26 protein-coding genes and 2 tRNA genes are annotated in these 26,447 nt (G+C 36.3%); 2 read left to right on the top strand and 26 right to left on the bottom strand.

Features of this window, described 5'->3' with window-relative positions:
- The first annotated feature begins 320 nt into the window (after window positions 1–320).
- Together C7437_RS14925 and C7437_RS14930 are read left to right on the top strand one after the other, a co-directional pair.
- Window positions 321–394, top strand: a tRNA-Met gene (locus C7437_RS14925).
- A 58-nt stretch (window positions 395–452) separates the two neighbouring features.
- A tRNA-Glu gene (locus C7437_RS14930) sits at window positions 453–524 on the top strand.
- A 631-nt stretch (window positions 525–1,155) separates the two neighbouring features.
- Here the strand turns inward: C7437_RS14930 and C7437_RS14940 are convergent.
- The 26 genes from C7437_RS14940 to metG form a co-directional block, all read right to left on the bottom strand.
- Window positions 1,156–2,361, bottom strand: a complete 1,206-nt coding sequence (locus C7437_RS14940; RefSeq protein WP_111440790.1) for an EAL domain-containing protein — start codon at window positions 2,359–2,361, stop codon at window positions 1,156–1,158.
- 124 nt (window positions 2,362–2,485) lie between these two features.
- Window positions 2,486–2,917 carry a S1 domain-containing RNA-binding protein gene (locus tag C7437_RS14945; protein WP_111440792.1) on the bottom strand — a complete coding sequence of 144 codons (432 nt, stop codon included), beginning with the start codon at window positions 2,915–2,917 and terminating at the stop codon, window positions 2,486–2,488.
- A 139-nt stretch (window positions 2,918–3,056) separates the two neighbouring features.
- On the bottom strand, window positions 3,057–3,452 hold the full coding sequence (locus tag C7437_RS14950; RefSeq protein ID WP_111440856.1) for an FtsB family cell division protein: 396 nt from the start codon (window positions 3,450–3,452) through the stop codon (window positions 3,057–3,059).
- A 14-nt stretch (window positions 3,453–3,466) separates the two neighbouring features.
- Window positions 3,467–3,976, bottom strand: coding sequence for a spore cortex biosynthesis protein YabQ (yabQ, locus tag C7437_RS14955; protein WP_111440794.1), 510 nt, complete (start codon window positions 3,974–3,976; stop codon window positions 3,467–3,469).
- Window positions 3,973–4,275 carry a sporulation protein YabP gene (gene yabP, locus C7437_RS14960; protein ID WP_111440796.1) on the bottom strand — a complete coding sequence of 101 codons (303 nt, stop codon included), beginning with the start codon at window positions 4,273–4,275 and terminating at the stop codon, window positions 3,973–3,975. Before yabP ends, yabQ begins: the two co-directional genes overlap by 4 nt.
- Before the next feature lie 89 nt (window positions 4,276–4,364).
- Window positions 4,365–4,655: an RNA-binding S4 domain-containing protein gene (locus C7437_RS14965; RefSeq protein ID WP_111440798.1), complete on the bottom strand. Its 291-nt coding sequence runs from the start codon at window positions 4,653–4,655 to the stop codon at window positions 4,365–4,367.
- Between the two features lie 7 nt (window positions 4,656–4,662).
- On the bottom strand, window positions 4,663–6,120 hold the full coding sequence (yabN, locus tag C7437_RS14970; RefSeq protein ID WP_111440800.1) for a bifunctional methyltransferase/pyrophosphohydrolase YabN: 1,458 nt from the start codon (window positions 6,118–6,120) through the stop codon (window positions 4,663–4,665).
- Between the two features lie 12 nt (window positions 6,121–6,132).
- Window positions 6,133–7,740 (bottom strand): putative polysaccharide biosynthesis protein, encoded by a 1,608-nt coding sequence (locus C7437_RS14975; RefSeq protein ID WP_111440802.1) that lies wholly within the window; start codon window positions 7,738–7,740, stop codon window positions 6,133–6,135.
- 665 nt (window positions 7,741–8,405) lie between these two features.
- Entirely contained in the window at window positions 8,406–8,942 is a 537-nt protein-coding gene (spoVT, locus tag C7437_RS14985; protein ID WP_111440857.1) for a stage V sporulation protein T, read from the bottom strand.
- An 88-nt stretch (window positions 8,943–9,030) separates the two neighbouring features.
- Window positions 9,031–12,564, bottom strand: coding sequence for a transcription-repair coupling factor (gene mfd / locus C7437_RS14990; RefSeq protein ID WP_111440806.1), 3,534 nt, complete (start codon window positions 12,562–12,564; stop codon window positions 9,031–9,033).
- 69 nt (window positions 12,565–12,633) lie between these two features.
- On the bottom strand, window positions 12,634–12,864 hold the full coding sequence (locus tag C7437_RS14995) for an anti-sigma-F factor Fin (protein WP_111440807.1): 231 nt from the start codon (window positions 12,862–12,864) through the stop codon (window positions 12,634–12,636).
- 47 nt (window positions 12,865–12,911) lie between these two features.
- Window positions 12,912–13,475 carry an aminoacyl-tRNA hydrolase gene (gene pth, locus C7437_RS15000; protein WP_111440809.1) on the bottom strand — a complete coding sequence of 188 codons (564 nt, stop codon included), beginning with the start codon at window positions 13,473–13,475 and terminating at the stop codon, window positions 12,912–12,914.
- A 95-nt stretch (window positions 13,476–13,570) separates the two neighbouring features.
- Complete coding sequence (locus C7437_RS15005) at window positions 13,571–14,164, bottom strand: 50S ribosomal protein L25/general stress protein Ctc (RefSeq protein ID WP_111440811.1); 594 nt, start codon at window positions 14,162–14,164, stop codon at window positions 13,571–13,573.
- A 76-nt stretch (window positions 14,165–14,240) separates the two neighbouring features.
- Window positions 14,241–15,200, bottom strand: coding sequence for a ribose-phosphate diphosphokinase (locus C7437_RS15010; RefSeq protein ID WP_111440814.1), 960 nt, complete (start codon window positions 15,198–15,200; stop codon window positions 14,241–14,243).
- Between the two features lie 23 nt (window positions 15,201–15,223).
- Complete coding sequence (gene glmU, locus C7437_RS15015) at window positions 15,224–16,594, bottom strand: bifunctional UDP-N-acetylglucosamine diphosphorylase/glucosamine-1-phosphate N-acetyltransferase GlmU (RefSeq protein ID WP_111440816.1); 1,371 nt, start codon at window positions 16,592–16,594, stop codon at window positions 15,224–15,226.
- Window positions 16,595–16,755: 161 nt separating this feature from the next.
- Window positions 16,756–17,055, bottom strand: a complete 300-nt coding sequence (spoVG, locus tag C7437_RS15020) for a septation regulator SpoVG (RefSeq protein ID WP_111440818.1) — start codon at window positions 17,053–17,055, stop codon at window positions 16,756–16,758.
- A gap of 167 nt (window positions 17,056–17,222) precedes the next feature.
- Window positions 17,223–17,594, bottom strand: a complete 372-nt coding sequence (locus C7437_RS15025) for a RidA family protein (protein ID WP_111440820.1) — start codon at window positions 17,592–17,594, stop codon at window positions 17,223–17,225.
- Window positions 17,572–18,423: a pur operon repressor gene (gene purR, locus C7437_RS15030; protein WP_111440822.1), complete on the bottom strand. Its 852-nt coding sequence runs from the start codon at window positions 18,421–18,423 to the stop codon at window positions 17,572–17,574. The genes C7437_RS15025 and purR overlap by 23 nt, the downstream gene beginning before the upstream one ends.
- A 55-nt stretch (window positions 18,424–18,478) precedes the next feature.
- On the bottom strand, window positions 18,479–19,345 hold the full coding sequence (gene ispE, locus C7437_RS15035; protein WP_111440824.1) for a 4-(cytidine 5'-diphospho)-2-C-methyl-D-erythritol kinase: 867 nt from the start codon (window positions 19,343–19,345) through the stop codon (window positions 18,479–18,481).
- 487 nt (window positions 19,346–19,832) lie between these two features.
- Complete coding sequence (locus C7437_RS15040; protein WP_111440826.1) at window positions 19,833–20,006, bottom strand: small, acid-soluble spore protein, alpha/beta type; 174 nt, start codon at window positions 20,004–20,006, stop codon at window positions 19,833–19,835.
- A gap of 130 nt (window positions 20,007–20,136) precedes the next feature.
- Complete coding sequence (gene veg, locus C7437_RS15045) at window positions 20,137–20,400, bottom strand: biofilm formation stimulator Veg (protein WP_053591096.1); 264 nt, start codon at window positions 20,398–20,400, stop codon at window positions 20,137–20,139.
- 151 nt (window positions 20,401–20,551) lie between these two features.
- Window positions 20,552–21,430, bottom strand: coding sequence for a 16S rRNA (adenine(1518)-N(6)/adenine(1519)-N(6))-dimethyltransferase RsmA (gene rsmA, locus C7437_RS15050; RefSeq protein ID WP_111440828.1), 879 nt, complete (start codon window positions 21,428–21,430; stop codon window positions 20,552–20,554).
- A gap of 3 nt (window positions 21,431–21,433) precedes the next feature.
- On the bottom strand, window positions 21,434–21,994 hold the full coding sequence (gene rnmV, locus C7437_RS15055) for a ribonuclease M5 (RefSeq protein WP_111440830.1): 561 nt from the start codon (window positions 21,992–21,994) through the stop codon (window positions 21,434–21,436).
- Between the two features lie 88 nt (window positions 21,995–22,082).
- The gene (locus tag C7437_RS15060; RefSeq protein WP_111440832.1) at window positions 22,083–23,360 is read right to left on the bottom strand and encodes a G5 and 3D domain-containing protein; all 1,278 of its coding nucleotides are present in this window, start codon (window positions 23,358–23,360) and stop codon (window positions 22,083–22,085) included.
- Between the two features lie 122 nt (window positions 23,361–23,482).
- Window positions 23,483–24,250: a TatD family hydrolase gene (locus tag C7437_RS15065; RefSeq protein ID WP_111440834.1), complete on the bottom strand. Its 768-nt coding sequence runs from the start codon at window positions 24,248–24,250 to the stop codon at window positions 23,483–23,485.
- A gap of 124 nt (window positions 24,251–24,374) precedes the next feature.
- Window positions 24,375–26,333 (bottom strand): methionine--tRNA ligase, encoded by a 1,959-nt coding sequence (metG, locus tag C7437_RS15070; protein WP_111440836.1) that lies wholly within the window; start codon window positions 26,331–26,333, stop codon window positions 24,375–24,377.
- Between the last annotated feature and the right edge of the window lie 114 nt (window positions 26,334–26,447).

The raw sequence follows: 26,447 nt of genomic DNA on the forward strand, positions 1-26,447 counted from the left end.
TCGACCATTTTAGCAAAACAATCACCTTTATGCTGCTTTGCGTAGAGCACAAGCTATTTAATACTTGGAGAATTGACAATTTAATCAAATTCGCCAAGGCAAATTTGTACCCAGATTTTTCTCGAGTTTGATCGAGAAATCCATTTGAAAACCTGTGGCATCCGCTGGAGGCTTTATACTTTTAGAAGTGGAAGACTTCTGCTCCTGCGCAAGCTCGTAGCAAAAAAACATTTGCTGAATAAAGTTAAGTTTTAAAAATCTACTAAAAAGTATTGACACTTGATGCAATCGCTTGTAATATAGAAAATGTTCGTTAAAAAGGCGGCCTAGCTCAGCTGGCTAGAGCGTACGGTTCATACCCGTGAGGTCGGGGGTTCGATCCCCTCGGCCGCCATATCTTTTAAATTACTGATTATTTATGAGTTACGTAATTAGAAACATAAAAGTATTAAGGCCCCTTGGTCAAGCGGTTAAGACACCGCCCTTTCACGGCGGTAACACGGGTTCGAATCCCGTAGGGGTCATCAAATGCAAACAGCTTCCAAAGATTATTCTTTGGAAGCTGTTTTTTCATTATAGAGACTATTTGTCAAATGACGTTGGTGAAGAATTTTAGTCGGCTATAATTGATTTATTTATTTGTCGAGGGACTGTCCAGAAAGTCAGTAAAATGATTTTTTGAGGCAGTCTTTTTATGTAGTTTTTCAAGTATCCCGTTGTTTCGCAGGTATAGCTGGAGTCACTATCTTGCACTCCAAGCAACTAAAATTGCACGTTAAAATTGGATGAAAATATATAAATTTTCCGATCCGGTGAATTGCTTAAAATTAGGATTATGCGCTTTTTAGCGTATTTTTTTATCAGATGGTTTTAGTCGACTTTTATTCTACAGGGAATTTCACTTGTGTTTTATATCTATTGAACTTATGTTTCTTATGTTTCCAATATTCACTTTGCTGATTTTCGTTACGAGCGGCGACTCCAGTGGGATTAGCGTGACAGGTGAGACCCCACAGGAGCGCGGGCTTCGCGACGAGGAGGCTCACCGCACGCCCCACGGAAAGCGTCCACTCGTAACGAAAATCAACGCGGATCAGGGTTTTATTTCACCAACGCCATATAAAGCACTGCTAATAGTTTTAGCAGTGCTTTAGTTTATCTGAAAATATTCTGCTTATATAAGTAATCATACGAAATATCAATAAATAAATATTCACTTTCATTCACCGGAATAGAAAATGTACGTGTCATTTCACCTGTAACAATATCGCTATATACATCTGAAAACACACCACTCTGATCGTTACGCATTTTAATAATTGTTTTTAAAAAGTATGGACGCCAACTCCAATTTTTATTAACCGCATCTTCTTGCACATGCCACTTCTTATCGATACGCATTATATTAGGTGATGTTTGATAACCATCTTCATCGCAAATATAAATTCGGAAAGAGTATTCATCTAGCTCCTGAGCAAGTCCTAGTAGTTGCTCTCCGCTATTACTGACCGGCTTAATACGTTGAAGGGATTTTTCTAAAATATGTTGTAAATCCTTCAAAGAATTATATTTTTCTTCAAGCATACGCTTTTCTATCCTAATAAATTGCTGGCATTCCTCTCGAAAACGCTCTCTCAGCTGGTCACCTGGAATGATTGTTGTGTCTGCATCAGCTAAGTATTTCCCTTGATAATAGCGTCCTCCATTTTTCCAAGCAAACTGGAGTTGATGCACACTAATAATTCCTTCAAATAGCATATTCGCCCCTATTTTGCGCGCTAAAGCACCAAGTGAAGTAAATACATCATTTTGCGCACTCCATGATTCATAACTCAGTTGTTCAATATTTAGTTTTAGTATATTTGGCGAAAGTATTTTTATATAGTCTAAATGACTTTCAGAGCCGACTTGATCTATAGCAATTTTAATACCGTACGTACGGAAATAACGAAGGATATTATTCAGTTCTCTAAATTCACCATTAAAATTATGTTCTGAAATGACAACAACAACACGAGTTAGTTCTTTCTCTGCAATATATTCTTTTATAATATCGAAATAACTTTCCCCATAGTCAAGCATTAGTAAATTTGCATTACACGGTAAGTAAATATCAAACTTGCCTGCTTCTTTCACTAGTTTCGAAAGGGCTACATGCAATATTTTATGCTGCACTTCAACCCGATACTCTTCCGGTATATCTTCATCATATGCAAAAGCTTTTAAATTAATAAGCTGATCACCATTTAGAAGCTTCCCAGAGACTTCATAGCCAACAACAACATGTTCATCAGCACTGAAAATCGGTTGATAGTATGCTTTTAGTTTTTCTAAATTTGTCAGCACATCAATTGGATCCATATTAAAACCTCCTAGAACGATTGAACACAGCACCATCTTTTTTGGTATAAAAAAAGGTGTCAGCAAAGCTGAGCACCTTTCCATCTATTTAAACATTTTTTCAACGGATAAAAAAAACAGCAAGTTATCCTCTTTTAGCGCCTCTACCACCGCGTTTAGACTCTGTTGCACGCTTTAACGTAGACAAACGATCTTCACTATCCTTTAAGAATCGTGTCATTTTTTGCTCAAAATTCTCTTTCACTGGACGATCGCGATCATTTGGGCGATTATTGCCACGTGGACGTTGAGGACGTTCCGGTCTCTCTGGTCTTTCCGCTTGAGGCTTCGCTTTACGAATTGATAATCCGATTTTGCCATCCGCTTCAACATTCATCACTTTAACTTCGACAATGTCTCCAACCTTTAAATGCTCATTAATATCTTTCACATAATTATCCGCAACTTCACTAATGTGAACTAGACCTGTTGAGCCTCCTGGTAGCTCGACGAATGCTCCGAAGTTTGTGATTCCTGTTACCTTACCTTCTACCTTGCTGCCTACTTCAATTGCCATAAAAAAAATGCTCCTCCTTAAAATTTAAACGACTCTTTAGTGTTCTTATATGATTTTCACAAATAAGACTATACCCTTATTATATCTAACAAAAAAAGAGTGTCAATAAAGACTACTCTTTTAAACCTCTATTTTTTCGTTATTCTCCATTAGTTTCGGGTAAAGAAAAAATAATTTCTCCTTCTTCTGAAAGGAAATAGTCTTTTCTTAATAGTTTTCCAATGTACTCATCGTCATTTAATTTAGTAATTTCTAGATTAAGTATTTCTTGCTCTTCTAGTACTTTAGACAGTTCTTGTTCTACTAAGACTTGTTCTTCTTTTTTTTCAGCTAAAGTAGTATGGCTCGAGATTAACGTAGAAACTAAAAAGCTTATAATGGCGAAAGAAGATATTCCAAATACCGCCAACCGTCTATATAAACGGATTTTTTTTTCTTTACTACGTTTTTGTTGACTTTCAATCAAGCGAACGTAATCAGAATTAATCGAGGCAATTTGTTTCTCTGTTGATCCATTAAGTTGCTTTCTCCCCATTTCACTCTCTCCCATCACTTCTTTATCTCATTTTTTATTTTATTCTTATTATAACGGAAGTTTACTTTTTTCTGAAGTGCCAAATGCCATATTTTTTTGAAGGGATAGAGTATGGGGTAAAGTAAAGTTGTTACTATTACTACTATTAGACGCAAAATCTTACTAATAATAGTAATAATCAATAAAAATAAAAACCAAATCGGTTGAATGAATAAACGCAGAATAATTCTTCCTGCCAGCCTAAAAACTGGTTGTAAGAACTGTTCATATAAAAGTATGCCTACGATTTGAGCAAGTGGGTCATAAATTCGCCAAACCCCATCCCGCACTACGTAAAGAATATAAAAAGTCCCAATTCCAAGTCCAATCCAAATGATGATTTCCACAAATTTTTGATACTTAAAAAGAAAGGAACGCCTTGGAGTACTCTCCATGATAAATCGCGTTCCTTCTATAATTGCACCTATTAACATCCCACTCAAAATCATCCATAACAGACTAACAAGTTGTAGAGAGAGCGTCATCCGAATAGTTTATGAAGTAATCCTTTAGCACCGTCTGAGCTCTGCTCATCATCATACTGCAGCCCTCGAACTGTGCCTTCTAGTGTAAGCAGACCCTTATCTACATCTAAATGGACGATTTTAAGCTCTTCACCTTTAATTTGTAAAGTACCTTGGGATGTTCTTACATAAAACTCTTGTTGGTCGAATCGTTCAATCGATTTTACGGAAGTTAAATCCATGCGTTTGCGATTGCGTAAGGAAATTAAATGATCCCCCGAAGGAATTGTAATGGTTTGATTTTCTGCTTGATATTGCATATGCTATCTCCTCTCCTTGTCCTATCTTTGTTATTGTATGCGCATAAAAAAAAAGCATGACAACTGCCATGCTTTTTCTTTACATATACTTAGTCTTCATCATCCATAAACTCTGGATCGACTTTTTCTAGACGTTCTTCGTTTGTAATTGTAAACATCGATGCTGCATCATCTTTTTTCGCTGAGTCTTTAATCGCATCCACTTGCGCAGTTACCACTTTTTGTCCAAATCGAATAGACAATTCATCTCCCACTTTTACATCGGAGCTTGCTTTTGATACTTTGCCATTAATCATAATTCTTCCTTGATCTGCAACTTCTTTTGCTAATGTTCTACGTTTGATCAAACGAGAAACTTTTAAAAATTTATCTAATCTCATGTATTCACTACCTCTCTAATTTCTTCGCTTCATCCCAAAATGCATCAAGCGCTTCTAAATCATAACTTGAAAAGTCACCTTTTCCTTTTTTTACACTTGATTCAATGAATTGAAATCTTCTTTTAAATTTTTCATTTGCTTGCATCATTGCTTGCTCTGGAGAAAGGCCATAAAAACGAGCTAAATTAACAACCGTAAATAATACATCTCCAAGTTCATCTACTTGTGAATCTTTGTCACCATTTTTAAGCTCTTGCTTCCACTCTTCTAATTCTTCCTCAAACTTTTCCCATGCACCAGACACATCCGGCCAATCGAAACCAACTTTTGCCACGGATTTTTGATAATTAAAAGAAGTTAACAAAGAGGAATCAGTTCGCATTTCTCCATCGAGTAAAGACTCTGTAAGATCATTCTTTTCTTGTGCTTTTATTCGTTGCCAGTTGCGATTTACTGCATCTGTATCTTCCGCTATCACATCTCCAAAAACATGTGGGTGTCTGCGAATCATTTTATCTGCTACCGATGCTAATACATCCTCTAAACTAAAGTATCCATTGTCTTCCCCAATTTGTGCATGTAAAAACACTTGTAGAAGAACATCTCCAAGCTCTTCAACGATATGGTCATCATCTTCTTCATTGATGGCTTCTAGAAGCTCATATACTTCTTCTACGGCATATTTCTTCAAGGAGCTATGTGTTTGTTCCTTGTCCCATGGGCAACCGTTAGGACCGCGTAAATCCGCTACTATCTTACGTAGTGTTTGCCATTCTTTTAAACGCTGTTCCTGCTCCTGTATAGGAGGAACATATAAAGTAGTTAAATTGCTCAATTCCATCGCTCTGTCTAACTCAAACAATGGCACTTTAGTTAACTTTTCCTGGGATGAACCAGCTGCAGTAACAATTGTTACTTCGTATTCATCTGGATACTTTTCCATAAGTGTTAGTTTTACTTCGGATGCACTAAAAGCATCATACACTTGGCCTATTAGCACATGTGCATTCATCTGAATGTCATCTCGCTTCAAGCTTGTCCCGTCTAATAACTGAAATCCTTCAATTGGATCAATACGTAGAGCTGCAAAAATAGGATCTAAAAAGCTTTGTCCACCTTCAATTCGAATAGTAGCTTTTCCTTGTTTCTCTGCCTCTATTAATAATTGTACGGTTTGTTCTGCAACTAACGGATGCCCTGGTACTGCATACATAACAGGCATTTCTTGCGCTAATGTAAGAAGCGTTTCTACTATTTGCTCATAAACTCCTTCGAATTGATCATTCTTTTCATAGATTTCATCAAAGCTTGTCCATGTCAGACCTTCCTGTTTTAATTCTTGTAAAACGGGATGTTGCTCTGTTCTAACATATAAATGCTCTGCTGCTTTTAGTTTTTTGTATATCCCAATTGGCAACTGATCTAATTCACTTGCACCAAGGCCAATAATTGTAATTTCATTCATCTGCTCACAACCTTACTTTTCTTTATTTAACCATAATTGAAAAGCTGCCATTCTTCTTCCAAATGGCAATAAAAACCACTCTTTTTCTGCAATGACACGTTTTTTGGCTACAATGATTAAGAATATCCCCGCACCTATTGTTACTGCAGTAAGGGATATAACGACCGACTGAATTCGACTAGACAAATGATCCAGTAGGATAGTATCCGCTAGTACCACATAAGCTGTAACACCAATAATCATGCATATTGACGCCCACGTAATTCCTTTATAAAAAGCAATTGGTGCGAACTGGATCTTCCAATTCTTTTTAAAATAATAAAGCATTAAGAGAAACACAATTACTAAACTAATATTTCCAGAAATAGCTGCTCCCATAACTCCATATGATGGTATAAGCATACCATTTAACACCCATTTACTGCACACACCTAGCAATAAAAAAAGTGTAGGCACCATGATTTTCCCACTTCCTTGTAGCATTGCCATCAAAGTTAATATTAACGACATCCATACAATTTGAAGAGAAAATACCATTAATGTACCCGATTCATCTCGCGTTTGGAATAGCATTTCATTCACATATGGTAGAACTGCTATCAGTCCTAGTGATGCGGCAATTCCAAATGTAAAAGCCACTCGGTAAGTTAACTGAATGAAAGGAATGGCCGTTCTACCTTTTGCTCTATTCATACGATGTGCAACAAGTGGAACAATTGCTAAGGATAAAGTAGAAGAAATGACAATCCCAAGTTGGACAAGTGGTTGGCCGCGATCGTAAATCCCTTTTTTCACCATCGCTTGTTGCTTCTCCATGCCATTTTCTAATAGCATTTGAAAAACTGTAAACGAATCTACTAATTGTAATAGTAAAAATAGTAGAGCACTTATACTCGCACTGATACTAACCATTGTTAGATCCTTTACAATCGGCCAAAGAGGTACATGTTGTTGCATTTTTATTGTTTTTCTTTTCCTTGCCTTCCAATAAATAACTGAAAGAAACACTACTCCTACAAGTTCTCCTGCCACTGCCCCGTACATCGCCATACTTCCAGCTTTATATAAATTAAAGCTACTCTGAACTACAATCCATGTTCCAATCAAAATAACTGATACCCGAACTGCTTGTTCCACAACTTGAGCATAGGCGACCGGTCCCATGCGACCATCGGATTGAAATTCACCTTTTAGAACGGCAAGCATCGGCATCAGCAAAATAACGTAAGAACCCACCTTTAATAATTGGGCAAGCTGTACGTCACCCATCAAATTCGCTATATTATTTGCTCCCAAATATAAAATCCCAAAAAACACGATCGAAATAATACTTATATATACAAAAGCAATCTGTCTAATTCTTGGAATGGCATATGCATTTCCAGATGCTTTATAATCCGATAATATTTTGGATAATGCTACTGCAAATCCATAAGAAGTCCAGGTCGTCACAATCCCGATGAACGGATATACTTGTTGATAAATGTAAAAGCCTTCATCTCCAACTAAGTTTTGAAAGGGTACGCGATAGACTGCACTAAGTAACTTTACAATAATCGCTGCAATCGTGAGCATCACCGCACCTTTCATATACGTTTTCATATTCCATTCATTAGTCATAATCCAAATCCTTCTCCCGTCTAGCAATAGCATTATTATACATAAGAAAAGCGGAAGCGCCTATTACTGCCCCGACAGGCAAATGGGGAATCGCGAGGAGGCAGCTTCTCAGCCACCGCAGTGATTACCCATTTGACCCCGAGGGGCAAGGCGCTGGAGCTAGACAGTTTTATGCAGAAATTCTATATACTTTCTTATCTTTGAAATAAAACCCTGATCCACACTGATTTTCGTTCCGAGCGGACGCTTTCCGTGGGGCGTGCGGTGAGCCTCCTCGTCGCGAAAACCACTGGAGTCGCCGCTCGGAACGAAAATCAGCAGAAGGAGCATTCATCAAAGTAAGAGGGGACATGACAGCCGAAATATCATCTTCGGCGTCCTCTTTAAAAGACATGTGGCTCCTCTCTTCTTAACAAAAGCTTTCACACAATGATTACGATTATTCTTAGAAAGCGACGGACAGTCATTAGTTACACAACTACTAAAAAGAGGAATGACTTAAGAAAGCGACTGCGTCACTTTCTTAAGTCATTGTTTTTCTTTTAAGTAAAAGTGTAAGATAATAAAACTGTCCAAAGTACTCAAGAAAAAATCGTATATCATTCTTCTACTTCCTAATCTGGCAATAAAACAAGCCTCCCTCTTTTTAAAGAGGAAGACCCATTTTAACTTTCCATTTGTTTTGCTAAAAAATTTGCTGCCGTTTCTACAGATTTAAGCTCTGCTTCTCCGACAAAATGAACTTTAGATAGTAAAAAAACAGCCCCAATTGAATCCCCTGAAGAAATTATAGGGGCTATACAATATGATTTAACTGTTTCAACGACACCTTGCACCCACTCAACTGTGTTCTCGTGTTTTTCAGTAATAATTGTTCGTTTTGCTAAGAGTTCATCGACATCTGGACTAAGCCTTCTGTTCATGTAATCCTTTTTGGTTAACCCTGCTACTGCAATCATTTCATCTCGATCGCTTATCAAAACTGGAGTGCCCAGAGTTTCATACAAAGTTTCCGCATACTCTTTTGCAAATTCTCCGAGCTCACTAATAGGTGAATACTTCTTTAATATGACTTCCCCTTCTCGGTCCGTAAAGATTTCTAGTGGATCCCCTTCACGGATTCGAAGTGTTCGACGTATTTCTTTTGGAATCACTACACGACCTAAATCATCAATTCGACGTACGATGCCTGTTGCTTTCATCTGATGTGCCTCACTTTCGACAGAATGGAAATTAAAGTTCATTTCTGCCATAGTATGCATCACACTACCAAATAATATGCAAAGAGGTTTATTTTGCTTGTGTTGGTTCTTTTTTCGCTTGTGGTAAAAGTTTCATCATTTCCTCTAATACATCAAATGCATTAAACTTACCTGTTTTGCGTTCATCTATTGTTATAACTAAACTTGCACCATCCATACTAAAACCTACCGAACGACCATATTTCATGGATTCTTCTACAAGCATTGCACCATTTATCATTTGTGTACCTTCTACACTAAAACGGATCGATACAACTTTATTTACTTCTTTAATCGATTCTACTCCTACTGATTTACCCCAAATTTTCATGCGTGCGATTCGTAGTAATGTTTCTGTCTGGAGAGGAAGATCGCCAAATCTGTCTTGCAACTCATCTACTAGATCTGAGTATTCCTCTACTTGATCCATAGCTTTCACTCGCTTATACATTTGAATTTTTTGATAGCCGTCTGGAATATACTCATCCGTTATATAAGCCTCAGTGGATAAAACAATTTCTAAATCTTGTATATCTTCTTTTCTAATACCTGTACGTCTTTCTTCAATAGCATCTTCAAGCATTTGCGTATACAAATCAAATCCAACAGAATCGATAAATCCATGTTGCTGAGAACCTAATAAGTTTCCGGCTCCTCGAATAGATAAATCACGCATAGCAATTTTGAAACCTGATCCAAGTTCCGTAAATTCTTTTATTGCTTGTAATCTTTTTTCTGCTACATCCGTTAAAACTTTATCGTGCTGATGCATTAGATAAGCATAGGCTACACGATTAGAACGTCCAACACGCCCACGTAATTGATACAATTGAGACAATCCCATCTTGTCTGCATCATGTATGATGAGTGTATTTACATTTGGTATATCTATTCCTGTTTCAATAATCGTCGTAGTAACTAGCACATCGTACTCGCCTTCTAAAAAGCTAATGATCACAGATTCTAGCTCAGATTCAGCCATTTGACCATGAGCATATCCTACTCTTGCACTTGGAACTAACATTTGTATTTCATCTACTTTTCTAGTAATATCCTCTACTCGATTATATAGATAAAACGCCTGTCCTCCCCTTGCAAGTTCTCTTTCAATCGCTTCTCTAACAAGCGCAGCATTAAACTCCATTACATACGTTTGCACCGGAAAACGGTTTTTCGGTGGTGTTTCTATGACAGATAAGTCACGTACGCCAACCATCGACATATGCAAAGTTCTCGGAATCGGAGTTGCCGTAAGTGTCATAACATCTACATTTGTTTTTAAGTGTTTAATCTTTTCTTTATGTTTTACACCAAATCGTTGTTCTTCGTCGACTACTAAAAGCCCCAAGTCATGATACACAACATCTTTTGATAGTATTCGATGCGTCCCAACTACTACATCTACAAGACCTTTTTTTAGACTTGTTAATGTTTCCGTTTGTTGCTTTTTCGAACGGAAACGACTTAATAAACCAACTTCTATAGGGAAATCCTGAAAGCGTTCTATCATTGTTTCATAATGTTGTTGCGCCAAAATAGTTGTAGGACAAAGGAAGGCAACTTGCTTTCCTTCCATTACTGCTTTAAATGCAGCACGAATTGCCACTTCTGTTTTGCCGTAACCAACATCTCCACAAACGAGACGATCCATTGGCCTTGGCCTTTCCATATCTACTTTTACTTCTTGAATCGTACGTAGCTGATCCACTGTTTCTTCATATGGGAAAGCTGCTTCAAATGACTGCTGCATCTCCCCATCTGGTTCAAAAGCGTACCCAACTTCCGCTTCTCTTTTTGCATAAAGCTTTATTAACTCGTCTGCAATATCTTGGATAGCGGCAGATACCTTCGTTCTAGTTTTCTTCCACTCTGCCCCACCTAATTTGTGTAACTTTGGATCTCTCTCACCGGAAGCTACATATTTTTGAATCATGTCAATTTGATCTACTGGAACAAATAGTTTATCTTCTCCGCGATAACGAATATGCAAATAATCTTTATGAATTCCATTTACTAGTAGCGTCTCTATTCCTATATATTTCCCAATCCCATGATGAATATGTACAACACTATCTCCAGCTTTTATCTCAGAATAACTTTTAATACGTTCTGCGTTTGTAATTTTTTGGGCTCTGGATTTTTTCTTTTGCTTCTGTTTAAATAATTCAGAATCCGTAATAACAGCAATGCGTTGTAGAGGTAATTCAAATCCGGTATCTAAATCTCCATCTAAGATAAATATACCGGAATTTTTTAAATCCTCGGCTTCTGCTCCTATTTTAGAAACTATTTCATAATCTTCTAGAACTTCATGAACTTTTTGCACTCGATCTTTTCCATCCGCAAAAATGATGACGCGGAATTTCCCTTGTGTAAATCTATCAACTTCATTTTTTAGTAGATGCATCTGCCCATGGAAATTTTGCATTGGCTTACAGGAAAAACTTAGGCTCTTTTTAAACGTAATCCCAGAAAATGTGCGTGCAAATAATGAAAAATAAATTTTTTCATTTGACAACATGCCGATAATTTCTTTTAAATTAAATGAAGGCTTTACATCATGCACCGTTTTCCCTTCTTCTAGTAAAGACAAAAACCAATCATTTTCTTCTCGTTCTAATGTTTCCATTACTTCTTGAATTCTTCCAAGCTCGTCGAATAAAACCATTCCATTTTGATCGAAATAGTGACCTAAAAAGCTTGGTTTCTCTTCTAGCAAAGACACATATTTCATAAATCCTTTTGGCTGTTCACCATGCTTTAAAAGTTCAATATCATGTTGGATATTTTGATAAAATAACTCTTTCATCTCAGGAACTTTTACTTTTTCCAAAGTCTCGGCTAATGCATCCTCTAATTTATGAGCAAGTACTTTCTTTTTTTCTTCTGTTAAGACATATTCTGTTGCAGGTAATAGTCTAATCTCTGTTAACTTTTCTAACGAACGTTGATCTTCTGCAGAAAATGTACGTATAGAATCTACTTCCGTATCAAATAGTTCAATACGTATCGGATTCTCAAGGTAAATCGGATATATATCAACAATTCCACCCCTTAACGCAAACTCCCCTGGTGCAGTAACCATTGGTTGTCGAACATATCCCATATTCACGAAGCTCAATAATAATGCTTCTAACACTATTTCTTCGCCTTCTACAACATGAATCGTACTGTCACGCCAATCCTTTTCTGTTGGCATATGTTTTTTCAAACCAGCAATAGGGACGATATAAATTCCATTTTTCTTCGTTAACATATGATTTAACGCTTCGATACGCTGCCCTCGAAGCTCTGGACTTGCTATAGAAATATCTGCAGCTATAAGTTCATCGGCAGGATATAAACGTACTAAGTCTTCACCTACTAGCTTTACCAAGTCCTCCGTTAGCTTTTGAGCGTGCAGTAAATTAGGTGCCACAATAAGCATCGCTTTTTGGCGTACGTTGTATAGCATATTAATAAAAACAGCTCTCGCACTACCGGATAACCCCGTTAATAGTTGCTGATCTTTACCACTCTCTAACTCTTTCACTAACTTCTCTATGTGTGTATCTTCGATTAGTAAATTACTTAAAAGTTTCATCTCTATGCAAACCCCCTACTATAAAAACAGAAAAAGGCTTTGTGCACGAAAAACCGTGCCAAAGCGTCCTTACTGTATCCACTTTTTTAATGCGTAATAATTCGGAAACTTTTGAAGAGATTTTTGGCAATCTTCACAAATACAATTAACCGTATAGTTCCCTTCCGTTCCATGTTCTATATACGAATCTTGTTCTTCTAATGTAAGTTCATTTTTGAGAAGAAATTGATCATCTATTGAATCGAACGGCAATTGTCCTATCTCCGTTTCACAATGGCGGCATTTATAACGAATCGTCATACCTATAACTCCCCCTTTTTAGGAAGTATAGGTATTTACCTTACAATTTATGCACCATTGTATGTATTCATTACATCTAAGAATTTTTTTGACAACCAATCTTCACAAGCTGTAGCACTTTTATTGATTGCTTCCATCATATCGGGCTTTTCATCTTCACTAAACTTAGATAACACATAATCTGATACCTTCATACCATTTTTAGGTCGATCAATACCTATTCGAATACGATTGAATTCTTGCGTTCCTAAATGCTGAATAATTGATTTAATGCCATTGTGTCCACCTGCGCTCCCTTTTTGACGGAGACGAAGTTTTCCTACTTGTAAGTCTAAATCATCGTAAATAACCACTATTTGGTTGTCCTCAACGTCAAAATAATCCATCATCGGAATAATGCATTCACCCGATAAATTCATATATGTTAATGGTTTCAAAAGCATAACTTTCTCTGTTCCTACTTGAGCTATACCATACATCCCATTAAATTTAGACTGAGTCATTGGTATATTCAAACGCTTTGCTAATTCATCTATTACATAAAAGCCGATATTATGTCTCGTTGCTTCATACTGTTTACCTGGGTTACCAAGACCTACAATGATTCTCATTCATTTCCATTCCTTTAAATATATATTTCATTTATTTTATCATAAACAAAAAGAAAAGAGATTGCCAGTAAGACAATCTCTTTTTTCTTTGTTTATTATTCAGCTGGTTTTTCTTCTACTGCTGCTACTGATTCCTCAGGCTCTTCTTCTACTCGAGGAGCAGAAACAATCGCTAATGCAAAATCATCTTCATTGATAATTGTATACTTCGTTTTATCGCGAATATCCGCTACTGTTAATATATCACCAATGCCCAGTCCTGATACATCCACATCAATATTTTCTGGAATATCAGATGGTTTTACTGTAATCATTAATTCTCGGTTTGGCTGTTGAATCATTCCACCTTCAGAAACTCCTACAGAAGTACCAACTAAGTGAACTTGCACACTTACTTCTAATTCTTCCTTCATGTTAATCGCTAAAAAGTCTACATGAATCATTTCACCTTTTAATACGTTCATTTGGTAATCATTCATTACAACGTTTACAGATGTACCATCTACGTCTAACTTCAAAACACCATTACGACCAACTTCACGAATTGTTTTAAGTAATTCTTTTTCGCTCACTGCTACTGCTTGTGTATCCATCTTATATCCGTAAACGACTGCCGGGATAAACCCTTTTTGTCTTAAACTTGCATTCTCTTTTTGCTCACGTTTTTGTGCTTTAACTGTTGTACTCATATATTCTTCATCCTCCTGCTAATACCTACTATATAAGTGTATACCCACTTATATAAAACTTCAAACCTTTTTATGATTAATCAAATAATGTACTTACTGATTTCTCTTCATATACACGTACAATTGCGTCTGCTAACAGTTTAGCTACAGATAACTCTTTGATTTTTGGAGATGTTTTTCCTTCTGATAATTGAATTGAGTTTGTAATTACCAATTCTTTAATAACAGAATCATTGATACGTTGAATAGCAGGGCCTGATAATACTGGATGTGTGCAGCAAGCGTAAACTTCTTTAGCTCCACTTTCCATTAAAGCTGCTGCTGCAATTGAAATAGTACCTGCAGTATCAATAATATCATCAATTAAGATACATGTCTTTCCTTCTACATTACCAACGATATTCATTACTTCCGCAACGTTTGGACGAGGACGACGTTTATCGATGATCGCAATAGGTGCTTTCAAACGATCTGCCATTTTACATGCGCGTGTAACTCCGCCGTGATCTGGTGATACAATAACTAATTCTGCCGGATCAAAATCTTTTGTCAAGAAATAATCAGATAAAATTGGCGCTGCAACTAAGTGATCAATAGGAATATTAAAGAATCCTTGAATTTGAGGAGCATGTAAATCAAGTACAATTGCACGAGTTGCTCCAGCAGTAGTTAACAGATCTGCTACAAGCTTAGCAGTAATTGGTTCACGTGCACGTGCTTTTCTATCTTGACGAGCATATCCATAATAAGGCAAAACAACACTAATTGTACGAGCTGAAGCACGTTTCAATGCATCTAGCATAATTAATAATTCCATAATATGCTCGTTTACAGGACCCGAAGTTGATTGCACGATAAATACGTCACATCCACGAATACTTTCTTCAATATTGATTTGGACTTCTCCATCACTGAATCTTGTAACTGTATTTTTCCCTAGTGGAATTCCTATTTCTGTCGCGATTTGACCCGCTAATTCTCTATTGGAGTTTAATGTAAATAACTTTAACTTTGAGTCTGCATATTGAGATGGCATGGATGATCCTCCTGAATGATAGGTTATTTTAGTTTTAACTTACTGACGTAGCCTTCTTTGTTTTCTTGTCGAACTCGACCAATTGCAAGTGCTTCTCCAGGTACATCTTTTGTGATTGTAGAACCTGCAGCAACATACGCTTTATTGCCAATACTGATTGGTGCTATTAAATTGGAGTTACAACCAACAAATACATCGTCTCCAATTGTTGTTAGATATTTATTTTTTCCATCATAATTCACTGTAATTGTTCCACAACCAATATTCACGTTAGTTCCTATGACTGCGTCACCCATATAACTTAAATGAGAGATTTTACTACCATTTCCTACTGTCGATTTCTTCACTTCGACAAAGTTTCCTACTTTTACTTCATTTCCTATATCTGATTGAGGTCGGATATGAGCAAATGGTCCAACTGCAGTATGGTCACCTACCGTGCTTGAAAGAACAACGGAAGAATGGATCTTCGTTGCATCTCCAATAGTACTTGAGACAATATGACTATTTGGACCAATTACACAATTTTTACCAATTATTGTTTTACCTTCAATAAGAACACCAGGTTGAATAATTGTATCTGCTCCAATGACTGCGTCGCTACTAATGTATGTACTTTGAGGATCAATGATTGTTACTCCTTCTCGCATATGATGATATGCAATACGAGTTTTCATTGTTTGCTCAGCTTGAGATAATGCGATTCGATCATTTACACCAAGAATTTCATCAAAATCTTTTGCTGCAAAAGCAGATATGATTTCTCCTTCTTTTTGTAAAATCTCAATTACATCTGGTAAGTAATATTCACCTTGTGCATTTTCATTTTTCACTAGTTTTAATGTTCTAAATAACGCTTCGTTATCAAAGCAATATGTTCCGGAATTTATCTCTTGTACCAACAGCTCTTGTGTTGATGCATCTTTTTGTTCCACAATATTTTTTACGGCACCATCTCTAGCACGTATGATTCTTCCATAACCTGTTGGATCATTCGCTATTGCAGTTAGAACAGTTGCTTTCGCCCCAGATTCTTTGTGATGTGAAAGCAAATCACGCATTGTTTCTGCAGTAATCAGCGGTGTATCTCCACAGATAACAATTGTGGTCCCCGAAAGATTTGCAAGTAAGTTCTCCGCTTGTAATACAGCATGAGCAGTTCCAAGTTGTTCAGCTTGAAGTACATATTCACTTCTTTCACCGAGCTCACTTTTCACAGTTTCTGCACCATGGCCAACAATTGTGACAATTTTCTCGACGTTAAGTTTTTCCATGTTTTCTACAACGTGTTCTACCATAGGTTTCCCACATACATGATGCAGTACTTTATATAGACTTGACTTCATACGAGTTCCTTTACCAGCTGCCAATACAACCGCATAAGTGTTTGTCATTTTTCAATTTACCTCCAGTAGGCTAATTTCCTCTCTTGACTATAGCTGAAATTGAGTGGTTTTTCAAGGAAATATCTATTGACAAATACATGACAAAGCAAGTATTATTATAAAATTTCCCAACAAAAAACCATTTCTAGTTGAGAAATGGTTTTTTGTTGTTATACGATTGCTTCTTCGACTACTTCTTCTAATTGTTCAACTTCTTCTTCATTTAAATAATACGCGTATAAAACTGCTTCTTGAAATTTATTCCGTGTTTCAGCATTTATTGGATGTGCAATGTCTCGAAAATCTCCATCGGGGGTTCGTTTACTTGGCATCGCAACAAATAATCCTGCGTTTCCATCAATCACTCGAATATCATGTACAACAAACTCGTTGTCCAGTGTAATGGAAGCAATTGCTTTCATACGGCCATCTGTTAGTACTTTACGTAACCTCACGTCCGTAACTTCCATTCTCTCACCACCCCTCATCCTTTTTACAAAATCTAGTCTACAATTTATTATTCAACAAATGTTATTATTATCCTTCTTTATTAAGAATACTTTTTTGAATATTTTAAAATGGTAGTTTAAAGCGTAAGAAAAGCGTGTTTTCCGAAGAAAACACGCTTACTAATCTATTATACGATTGCAATTACTTCAATTTCTACTTTTACATCTTTAGGTAATCTTGCTACCTCTACAGCAGAACGCGCTGGTTTGTGACCTGCAAAGTGTTTGTCGTAGGCTTCATTGAATTCAGCAAAATCATTCATATCTTTTAGAAATACTAATGTTTTAACTACTTTTGATAACGAAGAGCCCGCTTCTGTAAGGACTGCATCCAGATTTGCAAATACTTGTGCTGTTTGCTCTGTAATAGAACCTTCTACTACTTCTCCTTGTGGAGTCAAAGGAATTTGTCCTGAACTATAAAACATGCCATTTACAATAACTCCTTGTACATATGGTCCAATAGCTGCTGGTGCATTAGTTGTTGATACTGCTTTCATCTAAATTTCCACCTTTCTCAAAATAGTTTCCTTCTGTTAAAACAATAGTACCATCTTTTTCATTTACTTCATGCAGTTTTATAAGTGATAAATAATTTTTTACTAATTGCTCATCTGCATGCTCTGCCTCTACTAACACTGCAATACCAGCTAATTCACAGTTAAATTCTTCAAGTAGGCTCTTCATCCCGTTAATCGTACCGCCGACTTTCATAAAGTCATCCGTGATTAGCACACGTTGGCCTTTTTCCATGCTTCTTTTAGAAAGAACCATCGTTTGAATACGTCGTGCAGAACCAGACACGTAATTAATACTTACAGTAGGGCCTTCTGTTACTTTACTGTCTCTACGTACTACTACGACTGGTACGTTTAAATGTCTTGCAATCGCATGTGCAATTGGAATACCTTTTGTTGCTACCGTCATAATCGCATCAATTTTTTCATTTGCAAATGCGGATGCAAATACTTTTCCCAATTTATTCATAAGAGAAGGATTTCCAAGTAAGTCTGTCATATATAAATATCCACCCGGTAATAACCGTTCAGCTTTGGATAACTGCTCCATTAAATTTGATGCAATTTCATGTACATCTTGAGTCGTCATCGTCGGTATGAATTTTACACCTCCAGCTGCTCCTGGTACGGTAATAAGTAGTCCTCGTCCTCTTTCTTCAAAAGTTTCTTTAACAATCGTTAAATCTTCGCTAATAGAAGATTTAGCTGATTGATATAAAGAAGCAAAATATGTTAAAGGGATTAGTTTATGTGGATGTTCCATTAAGTATTGCGTCATATCTACTAAACGTTCGCTTCTTTTCCATTTCATATAAGTACCTCCAAACACGAATGTTTTAATACGAATTTAACACAATCATCCGTGTTTAAGCAAGTGTATCCCTTTCACCGATTAAGCGAACAGCATAAACTTCATCACAAAAACCACGAAGTCCATTATAAACTCTCTGCACTCTTGACTCCTGTTGAACTAGCCCAAATACTGTTGGACCACTTCCACTCATTAACACTGCGTCTGCTCCAAATTTTTGCATCTGTTCTTTTAAAACAGCAACCTCTGGATATAATTTTAATGTCACATCTTCTAGCACATTTCCGATAGAATCACACATTTGATAAAAATCTTTGTTCTCAATCGCTTCGATCATTTGGTTTGTTTTCGGATGTATAATTTTATCAAGCTTCATTTTTCCGTATATATCTGCTGTTGAAACACCTAGAGTCGGTTTTGCAAGAATGACCCAACTATTTGGAGGGGCTGGTAATTCTTGAATTAGTTCCCCCCTGCCAGTTGCGAGAGCAGTTCCTCCGTATACACAAAATGCGACATCTGAACCAATCTTCGTTCCAAGTTGGGCAAGCTCTTCCAACGACAAGCCTAAACCCCAAAGTGTATTAAGCCCTCTTAATGTGGCCGCAGCATCGCTACTGCCTCCAGCAAGTCCAGCCGCTACTGGAATGTTTTTTTCTATTGTAATTGAAACTCCCAATTTCACATGATACGTATCCTTTAGTAACTTAGCTGCTTGATAAGCTAAGTTACGGTAATCATTTGGAACAAATCGATCGACAGAAAGAATTTGAATTTTCTCATCTTCTCTTATTTCTAATCCAATACGATCCGCCAAATCTACAGTAGTCATAATCATTTCAACTTCATGGTAGCCATCTGAACGTTTATGTAATACATCGAGTGTTAAATTAATTTTAGCAGGTGCTTTTACGTAGTACATTCCATCTGCCTCCTTTCAAATTTATATTGTTCATTATTTTAACACATGACATTCTTTTTGGATAAGAAAACAGTCAGTGTCCTTTTCTAAATGGTCATTTTCGGCGCGCTCTTAGAAACCAAGCAAGTACTGTAATTAGGTTGACACCTTTCATTTCTATACGTTTAATATCTTGCTGTATTTTATTAATGATGATTTGTAAAATATAGCAAAATTACTATACGACTTATCCAGAAATAAGTGCCAAAAGAGACTTCCCTCCTGTTTTTGTACTTATTTTAAAATATGTCGTATGTGAGTTTTGGGCATTTTTGAGGTTTTGAGTTATTTTTGGATAGGTTCGTTTGAGGAGTGCTTGGTTGGAGTCGCGTTCCTACGCAAAAGAGTTGCCCCAAAATTACCTCGGGACAACTCTTACTAGTTATTTTGGATTTTTTTAATCTCGCGGTCAAGCATGTCGAGCTCTATTGTTGGACATTCACAAGACTTACTTTTTTTTGTTCGTTTGTTGTTCAGCCATTTCAATTGCTCGTTTTACCATGTTACCTGCATCACGTGACTTTATTCCACCCCAGCCCTCGGCCTTGACTACATCATAAAATCCAAGATCTTTGGCGATCTCTTCTTTTAATTCTTTAGACATAATACCTTTTCTGGACATATGGTGAATCCTCCTTTTTAATAACTAGCTTTTTTAGTATGTCCGTAAAACAGAAAAAAACTCGTTTTTCATTCATGAGAATGAAAAACGAGTTTTTTTCTAAAAATATTAAAAGTAAAAGTTCTAAAAATCATTTTACAACTATTAAATTATTTGCTTCATCAAAAATAGTGATTTCTACTGCTTCTGTCAAAATGTCTGCATAACTATAAGATACACGTTCAAAAGAATTTTCATCTTGATCCAAGTCGATAACGAATACTGCATGATAAGTTTCTCTTAGTACACCGGCACGTTCGATTGTTTTCTTACGTCCTCCGTTTGCTTTTAATTGCAAACGTTTACCTAAATGATGATCTAATGACTTTTTAATATCAGCTAAAGTTTTTGGCATTTCGATTACACCTCACTAGATACTATTATATCATCACTTTTATGATTTGTCAAACATGATATTTTATCAATCATTTACTACTCTTGTCAATATATTTTTTCTGACTCCAGCATGTTCTTCACAGACATGACAAATATTGTAACAAGTGGGATTAATGGAAATGGGGGTATAGCTCATCTGCTAACCGACCAAATTCCTCAATAGACAAAGTTTCGCCTCTTCTAATCGGATCAACATTCACTTTTTCTAAGCATTGCACAATTAAATCTTTCTTTTCTTTCCCGTTAGGCAACGATGATTGCAAGTTATTTATGATTGTTTTTCTTCTTTGAACAAAAGACCCTCTTGATACTTTAAAGAAGAAATCTTCATCAATTACATTTACTGGAGGCTTTTCGTAGCGTGTTAATTTAATTACAGCTGAGTCGACATTTGGTTGTGGCATGAAAACTGTTTTAGGAACAGTCATAGCTACTTCGGCTTTCATATAGTATTGAATAGCAATGGAAAGAGACCCATACGCCTTTGTACTAGGTTTTGCTGTGATGCGGTCTGCTACCTCTTTTTGCATCATCACAACCATGCCTCTAATCGGTAAACGGTCCATTAACAACTTTAACAAAATTGGTGTCGTTACATAATAAGGTAAATTGGCTACTACCATTACATCTTCATAGTCCGCTAATTGCTCTTCTAAAACCTTCTTTACATCCGCTTCTAGAATATCTCCATGTATGATTTCAACGTTATCATACGGAGAAAGAGTATCCGCTAATACCGGAAGTAAACGCTGATCGATTTCGAAAGCTACTACTTTCCCTGCTTCTCGCGCTAAATTTTCTGTTAATGCACCAATCCCTGGACCTATTTCTATTGCAGCGGAATTTTTCGTAAGATCTGCATGACTCACAATATTGCGTAAAATATTTGGATCAATTAAAAAGTTTTGTCCTAAACTTTTTTTGAAAGAAAACCCGTATTTTTTTAATATTTCTTGTGTACGTATTGGTGTCGCTATATCTTTTTGCATAAATTATTTTTCCTCCATATTGAGCTGCGAGATTGCTTCTTCTAGCTGCTTCAGACTAATTTGAAAAACGGAAAGTCGCTTTTGTAACTGTTTTCCATTCGTATAACCTATTTTCAATAATTCTCCAAGCTTCGTTCTACGGTCCCTTGAGTTTGAATATCCAATTAATCTTGCTTCAACCAACATTTTTATTGGTATTTCAGTAGTAGTGTCTGTTTCCGTTTTTGGAGTATACACATTTTCGAGCGCACTTCGAATATCTTCATCTTTTGCATGTTCAATTCCTAATCCTTTTCCATTTTTGGCAATTGTTTTTTCCTTTGACAAAAATGCATGTTTTACTCCAGGAACATGTTCTTCTATGATGGCACGTATACGTCTTCCAGGATAATCAGGATCGGTAAAGACAATAACGCCTCTTTTTTCTTGAGCATGCTTTATTTTCATAAGTGTTTCTTTAGAAATAGCAGATCCATTAGTTTCAATCGTATCTGCATCAACTGACCTTTTTACAGCTGTTGTGTCATCTTTACCTTCTACAACTATTACTTCTTTTATACGCAAGTAAACTTCCTCTTTTCTTTCCTTTTACTGCTCTCTATCATAACGCAAAAAAGCCCTCCCAATCAATGACAGGGAAAGCTATATTGCATTAATTTAAAACTTTAACAAGCACTTTTTTACGCCCAAAATCATACGCTTGAGATTTAGAAGGCATAAATAAATCAATTTTACTTCCCTTAATAGCGCCACCAGTATCTCCAGCTACTGCATAACCATAGCCTTCTACCCATACTTTTGACCCGAGTGGTATCACACTTGGATCAACAGCAATAACCTTTAAGTTTGGATTTTCTTTTAAATTAATGCCTGTTGCTGTAATTCCAGAACAACCATTACAATATGCTGTATATGCGGTTGCTGTTACATAAAATTCTTTTCCTTGTGCTGGCTCTTCAGATGAACTTGCTCCACGAGAAACACTAGTTGTCGCTACTTTTTTCCCTTGAGAAACACTAGCTGTCGCTACTTTTTTCCCTTGAGGGACACTAGCCGTCACTATTTTTGTTCCTACTGCAATCACTTTTTTCGTAGACTCTTTCTCTACCTCTTCATTTAAAAGATTACGAGAAACTTCTTTGTCGTTTTCTTTTACTACTTCATACGTGCGTTTAACTGAACCTTTTTCTCCAGCTTGCACTACTTTTTCTTTCCCTTTTAATAGCGAGTCATCTTTTTTCGTTTCTACTGCAAAGTTTGTTTCTTCCTCAACTACATCGGTGACCTTTTCTACTCGCACTACTTGTATAACAGATTCCGGAAGTATTAACTCATCCATTGCCAGTTCTACTCGGTCGAATTCATTCAATTGAATGTTATGTTGTTTTAAAAAGTCAGCGACCGTAGTCGAAGTGGACCATACCTTCGTTTCTTCCTTGCCATCTACTAGTGTTACTTCGAACGCTTTTTCGAGAGCAATTATGCCGTTAGGTCCGACCTCCGCGTCTGCGGCAGGTGTTACTGCATCATGTTCGGCGATTTGAACATTAGCCTCTGCTAGTACTTCTGAAACTACATCAGCAGTTGTCGAGATTGTTTTCGTCTCTCCACCTACTATGATATCTATTTTTATTGCCTGCTCCCACTCAACCGATAAATCATTTGAGATTGTAGTGTTCACTGAGGGTTGTATATAATCTTCATTTGCGACTTCTATTGCGTTTTGCTCTAGAAGTTCACCAACTGTATTTGCATGCGTTAAAATTTCTTGTTGTTCACCATTAACTGTTAGAGCTACATTTTTCTTTGTTCCTTCGAATAATACGAAAGAAACTACTGCAAGAAATAACATGAAAGATGCTACTGTTACTAGTGTTTGCTTAGTCCTCAATGACTGAAAGAACAGGTTTTTCATGGATTTTTTTATCATGAAAAACACCTCCTTGTTCACTCGAGTGATTATATAGATTCCTCTTCAGCTTGTCAACACTTCAGGTTTATTTTAACTAATTGAGATCTTTTATTATAAGAGCAAAAAAAGCATAGTTCTAATCAATTAATACCAAAAAACTTTTTTGCATTTTGTGTGGTTGCAGCAGCAACTTCTTCTACAGAAATACCTTTCAGACGAGCAATTTCTTCCGCAACTAAAGTAACTAACGCTGGTTCATTTCTCTTTCCACGATGAGGATGCGGTGCTAAATATGGTGCATCTGTTTCAATTAATAAATGCTCTAAAGGAATTTCTGTTGCTACCTCTTTTGGTTTCTTTGCATTCTTAAACGTAACTGGTCCTCCAAGGGAAATCATAAAGTTCATATCGATGCACTGTTTAGCTGTTTCAACACTTCCACCATAGCAATGCATAATGCCACCAGTTAAATGAGCTTCTTCTTCATGTAAGATTCGTACAACATCTTCTGTAGCTTCTCTATTATGAATAATTATTGGTAATTTTACTTTTTGAGCTAAGCGTATTTGTTTTCTAAATAATGCTTGTTGAACATCTTTTGGTGATTTATCCCAGTAATAATCAAGTCCTGTTTCACCAATACCAACTACTTTTTCATTGGCAGAAAGTTCTTCGATCCATTGTAAGTCTTCTTCTGTACAATCGATTGCATCTACTGGATGCCAGCCAATTACTGCGTAAATAAACGTATAGTCTGCTGCTAGTTGCATTGCTTTTTCAATTGTTTTTCGGTCAAACCCAACAACAACCATTTTTGTTACATTCGCTTCTAACGCACGATTGATAACTTCTTGAAGATCTTCTTCATATTGATCTGCATTTAAATGCACATGTGTATCTATATACATAATTTATCTCCTTTTAATTTCAGCATTAAATTTATATAGCGTAAAATACTATCTAAAAATAATTTTTTAAAAAACCTGCCACTATATAGCGACAGGTCTATTTTTTAAAGCAAATTTGATTCTATTATTTAACTTGAGCACCATTTTCAAGTTTTTCATCCACTGTAGCAAGTGTTAAATAACCATCTTTTCCACCGGCAAGAATCATTCCTTGAGACAATTCACCTCTAAGTTTGACTGGTTTTAAATTAGCTACAACAATGACTTTTTTGCCAATTAGTTCTTCTGGCTTATAGTGCTCGGCAATTCCAGAAACGACTTGGCGTTTTTCATATCCCATATCTAATTGAAGTTTTAATAATTTATCCGCTTTAGGAATTGGTTCACAAGCAAGAACAGTAGCTACCCTTAAATCTACTTTTAAGAAATCATCAATAGAAATTTCTTCTGTTTGCGGTTTTACTTCTATTGCAGGTTCTACTTGCTCTGTTTTTACAGAACCAAGCATTTGCTCTCTAATATACGCTACTTCAACATCTACATCTAATCTCGGGAAGATCGGAACTCCAGCACTAATTACTTGTGTACCATCAGCAATTACATTAAATGAACCTAAAGAGTCCCATTGTAAAGCCTCTGATGTTAATCCTAATTGCTCGATTATTTGTTTAGGACTATTCGTCATAAATGGTTGGATTAATGTAGCAATTTGTCGCAAGCTTTCTGCCAAATTAGTCATTACTGCAGCTAATTTACCTTTAGTAGACTCATCTTTTGCTAATACCCATGGCTGTGTTTCATCAATATATTTATTTGTACGAGATACGAGTCCCCATATATCTCCTAACACTATACTGAACTGCATATTTTCCATATTAGTTTCATATTTCTCAATAGTATCTTTCGCAAAGTTTTGAAGAACTTGATCAAATTCCGTCTCTTCGGCTTGGTTCACTGGTATTTTTCCGTCAAAATATTTATTAATCATAGAAACCGTTCGATTCAATAAATTACCTAAATCATTTGCTAAGTCAAAGTTTGTACGTTCTACAAATGATTCTGGAGAAAATACCCCATCTTGTCCAAATGGAAGCTCACGTAATAAGAAGTAACGAGTCGCATCTAGTCCAAAACGTTCCACTAACATTTCTGGGGATACTACATTCCCTTTAGATTTAGACATTTTACCGTCCTTCATCATGATAAATCCATGAGCAAATACTTTCTTAGGAAGCGGTAAATCTAATGCCATCAAGAAAATTGGCCAATAAATAGTGTGGAAACGAACAATATCTTTACCAACTACGTGAACATCTGCTGGCCAGTATTTATTGAATAAAGAATCGTCCTCTGAAAGGTATCCCAGTGACGTAATATAATTCGTTAACGCATCCACCCATACATAAATAACATGCTTCGGATCTCCAGGTACTTGAATTCCCCAGTCAAAAGAAGTTCTAGATACAGACAAATCTTCCAAACCTGGTTTGATAAAGTTATTAATCATTTCATTTTTTCTAGATTCAGGCTCAATAAATTTTAAATTTTCTTCATAATACGCTAGTAAACGATCTGCATATTTCTTCATATTAAAGAAGTACGATTCTTCTTTTACTTTATGAACCGGACGACCACAATCTGGGCAATTCCCATCCTCTAATTGTGACTCTGTATAAAATGATTCACAAGGTGTACAGTACCAACCTTCATACTCACCTTTATAAATGTCCCCATTGTCTAAAAACGTTTGGAAAATCTTTTCGACAGACTTCTTATGGCGCTCTTCTGTTGTTTGAATAAAGTCATCATAAGAAATATCCATTAGTTTCCACAACGTCTTAGCAGCTTCCGCAATTTCGTCTACATAAACTTTAGGCTCCATACTTGCTTCTTGTGCTTTTTCTTGAATTTTTTGACCATGTTCATCCATTCCTGTTAGGAAACGAACGTCATAGCCTCGCAATCTTTTATAACGTGCCATTGCATCGGACGCTACCGTTGTATACGCAGTACCAATATGGAATTTACCACTTGGATAATAAATTGGTGTAGTTAAATAAAATGTTTTTTGTTGATCTTTCAATGTTATGGCGCCTCCAATATAGAATCTACTTTATCTTCTATTCTAACGAAATGAAGTACTTGTTTCAAATAATTAATCAAAATCGAATAATGTCGAATGATATTCATTTTAAAA

This window comes from Psychrobacillus insolitus (assembly GCF_003254155.1).
In the GTDB taxonomy this organism is placed as follows: Bacteria; Bacillota; Bacilli; order Bacillales_A; family Planococcaceae; genus Psychrobacillus; species Psychrobacillus insolitus.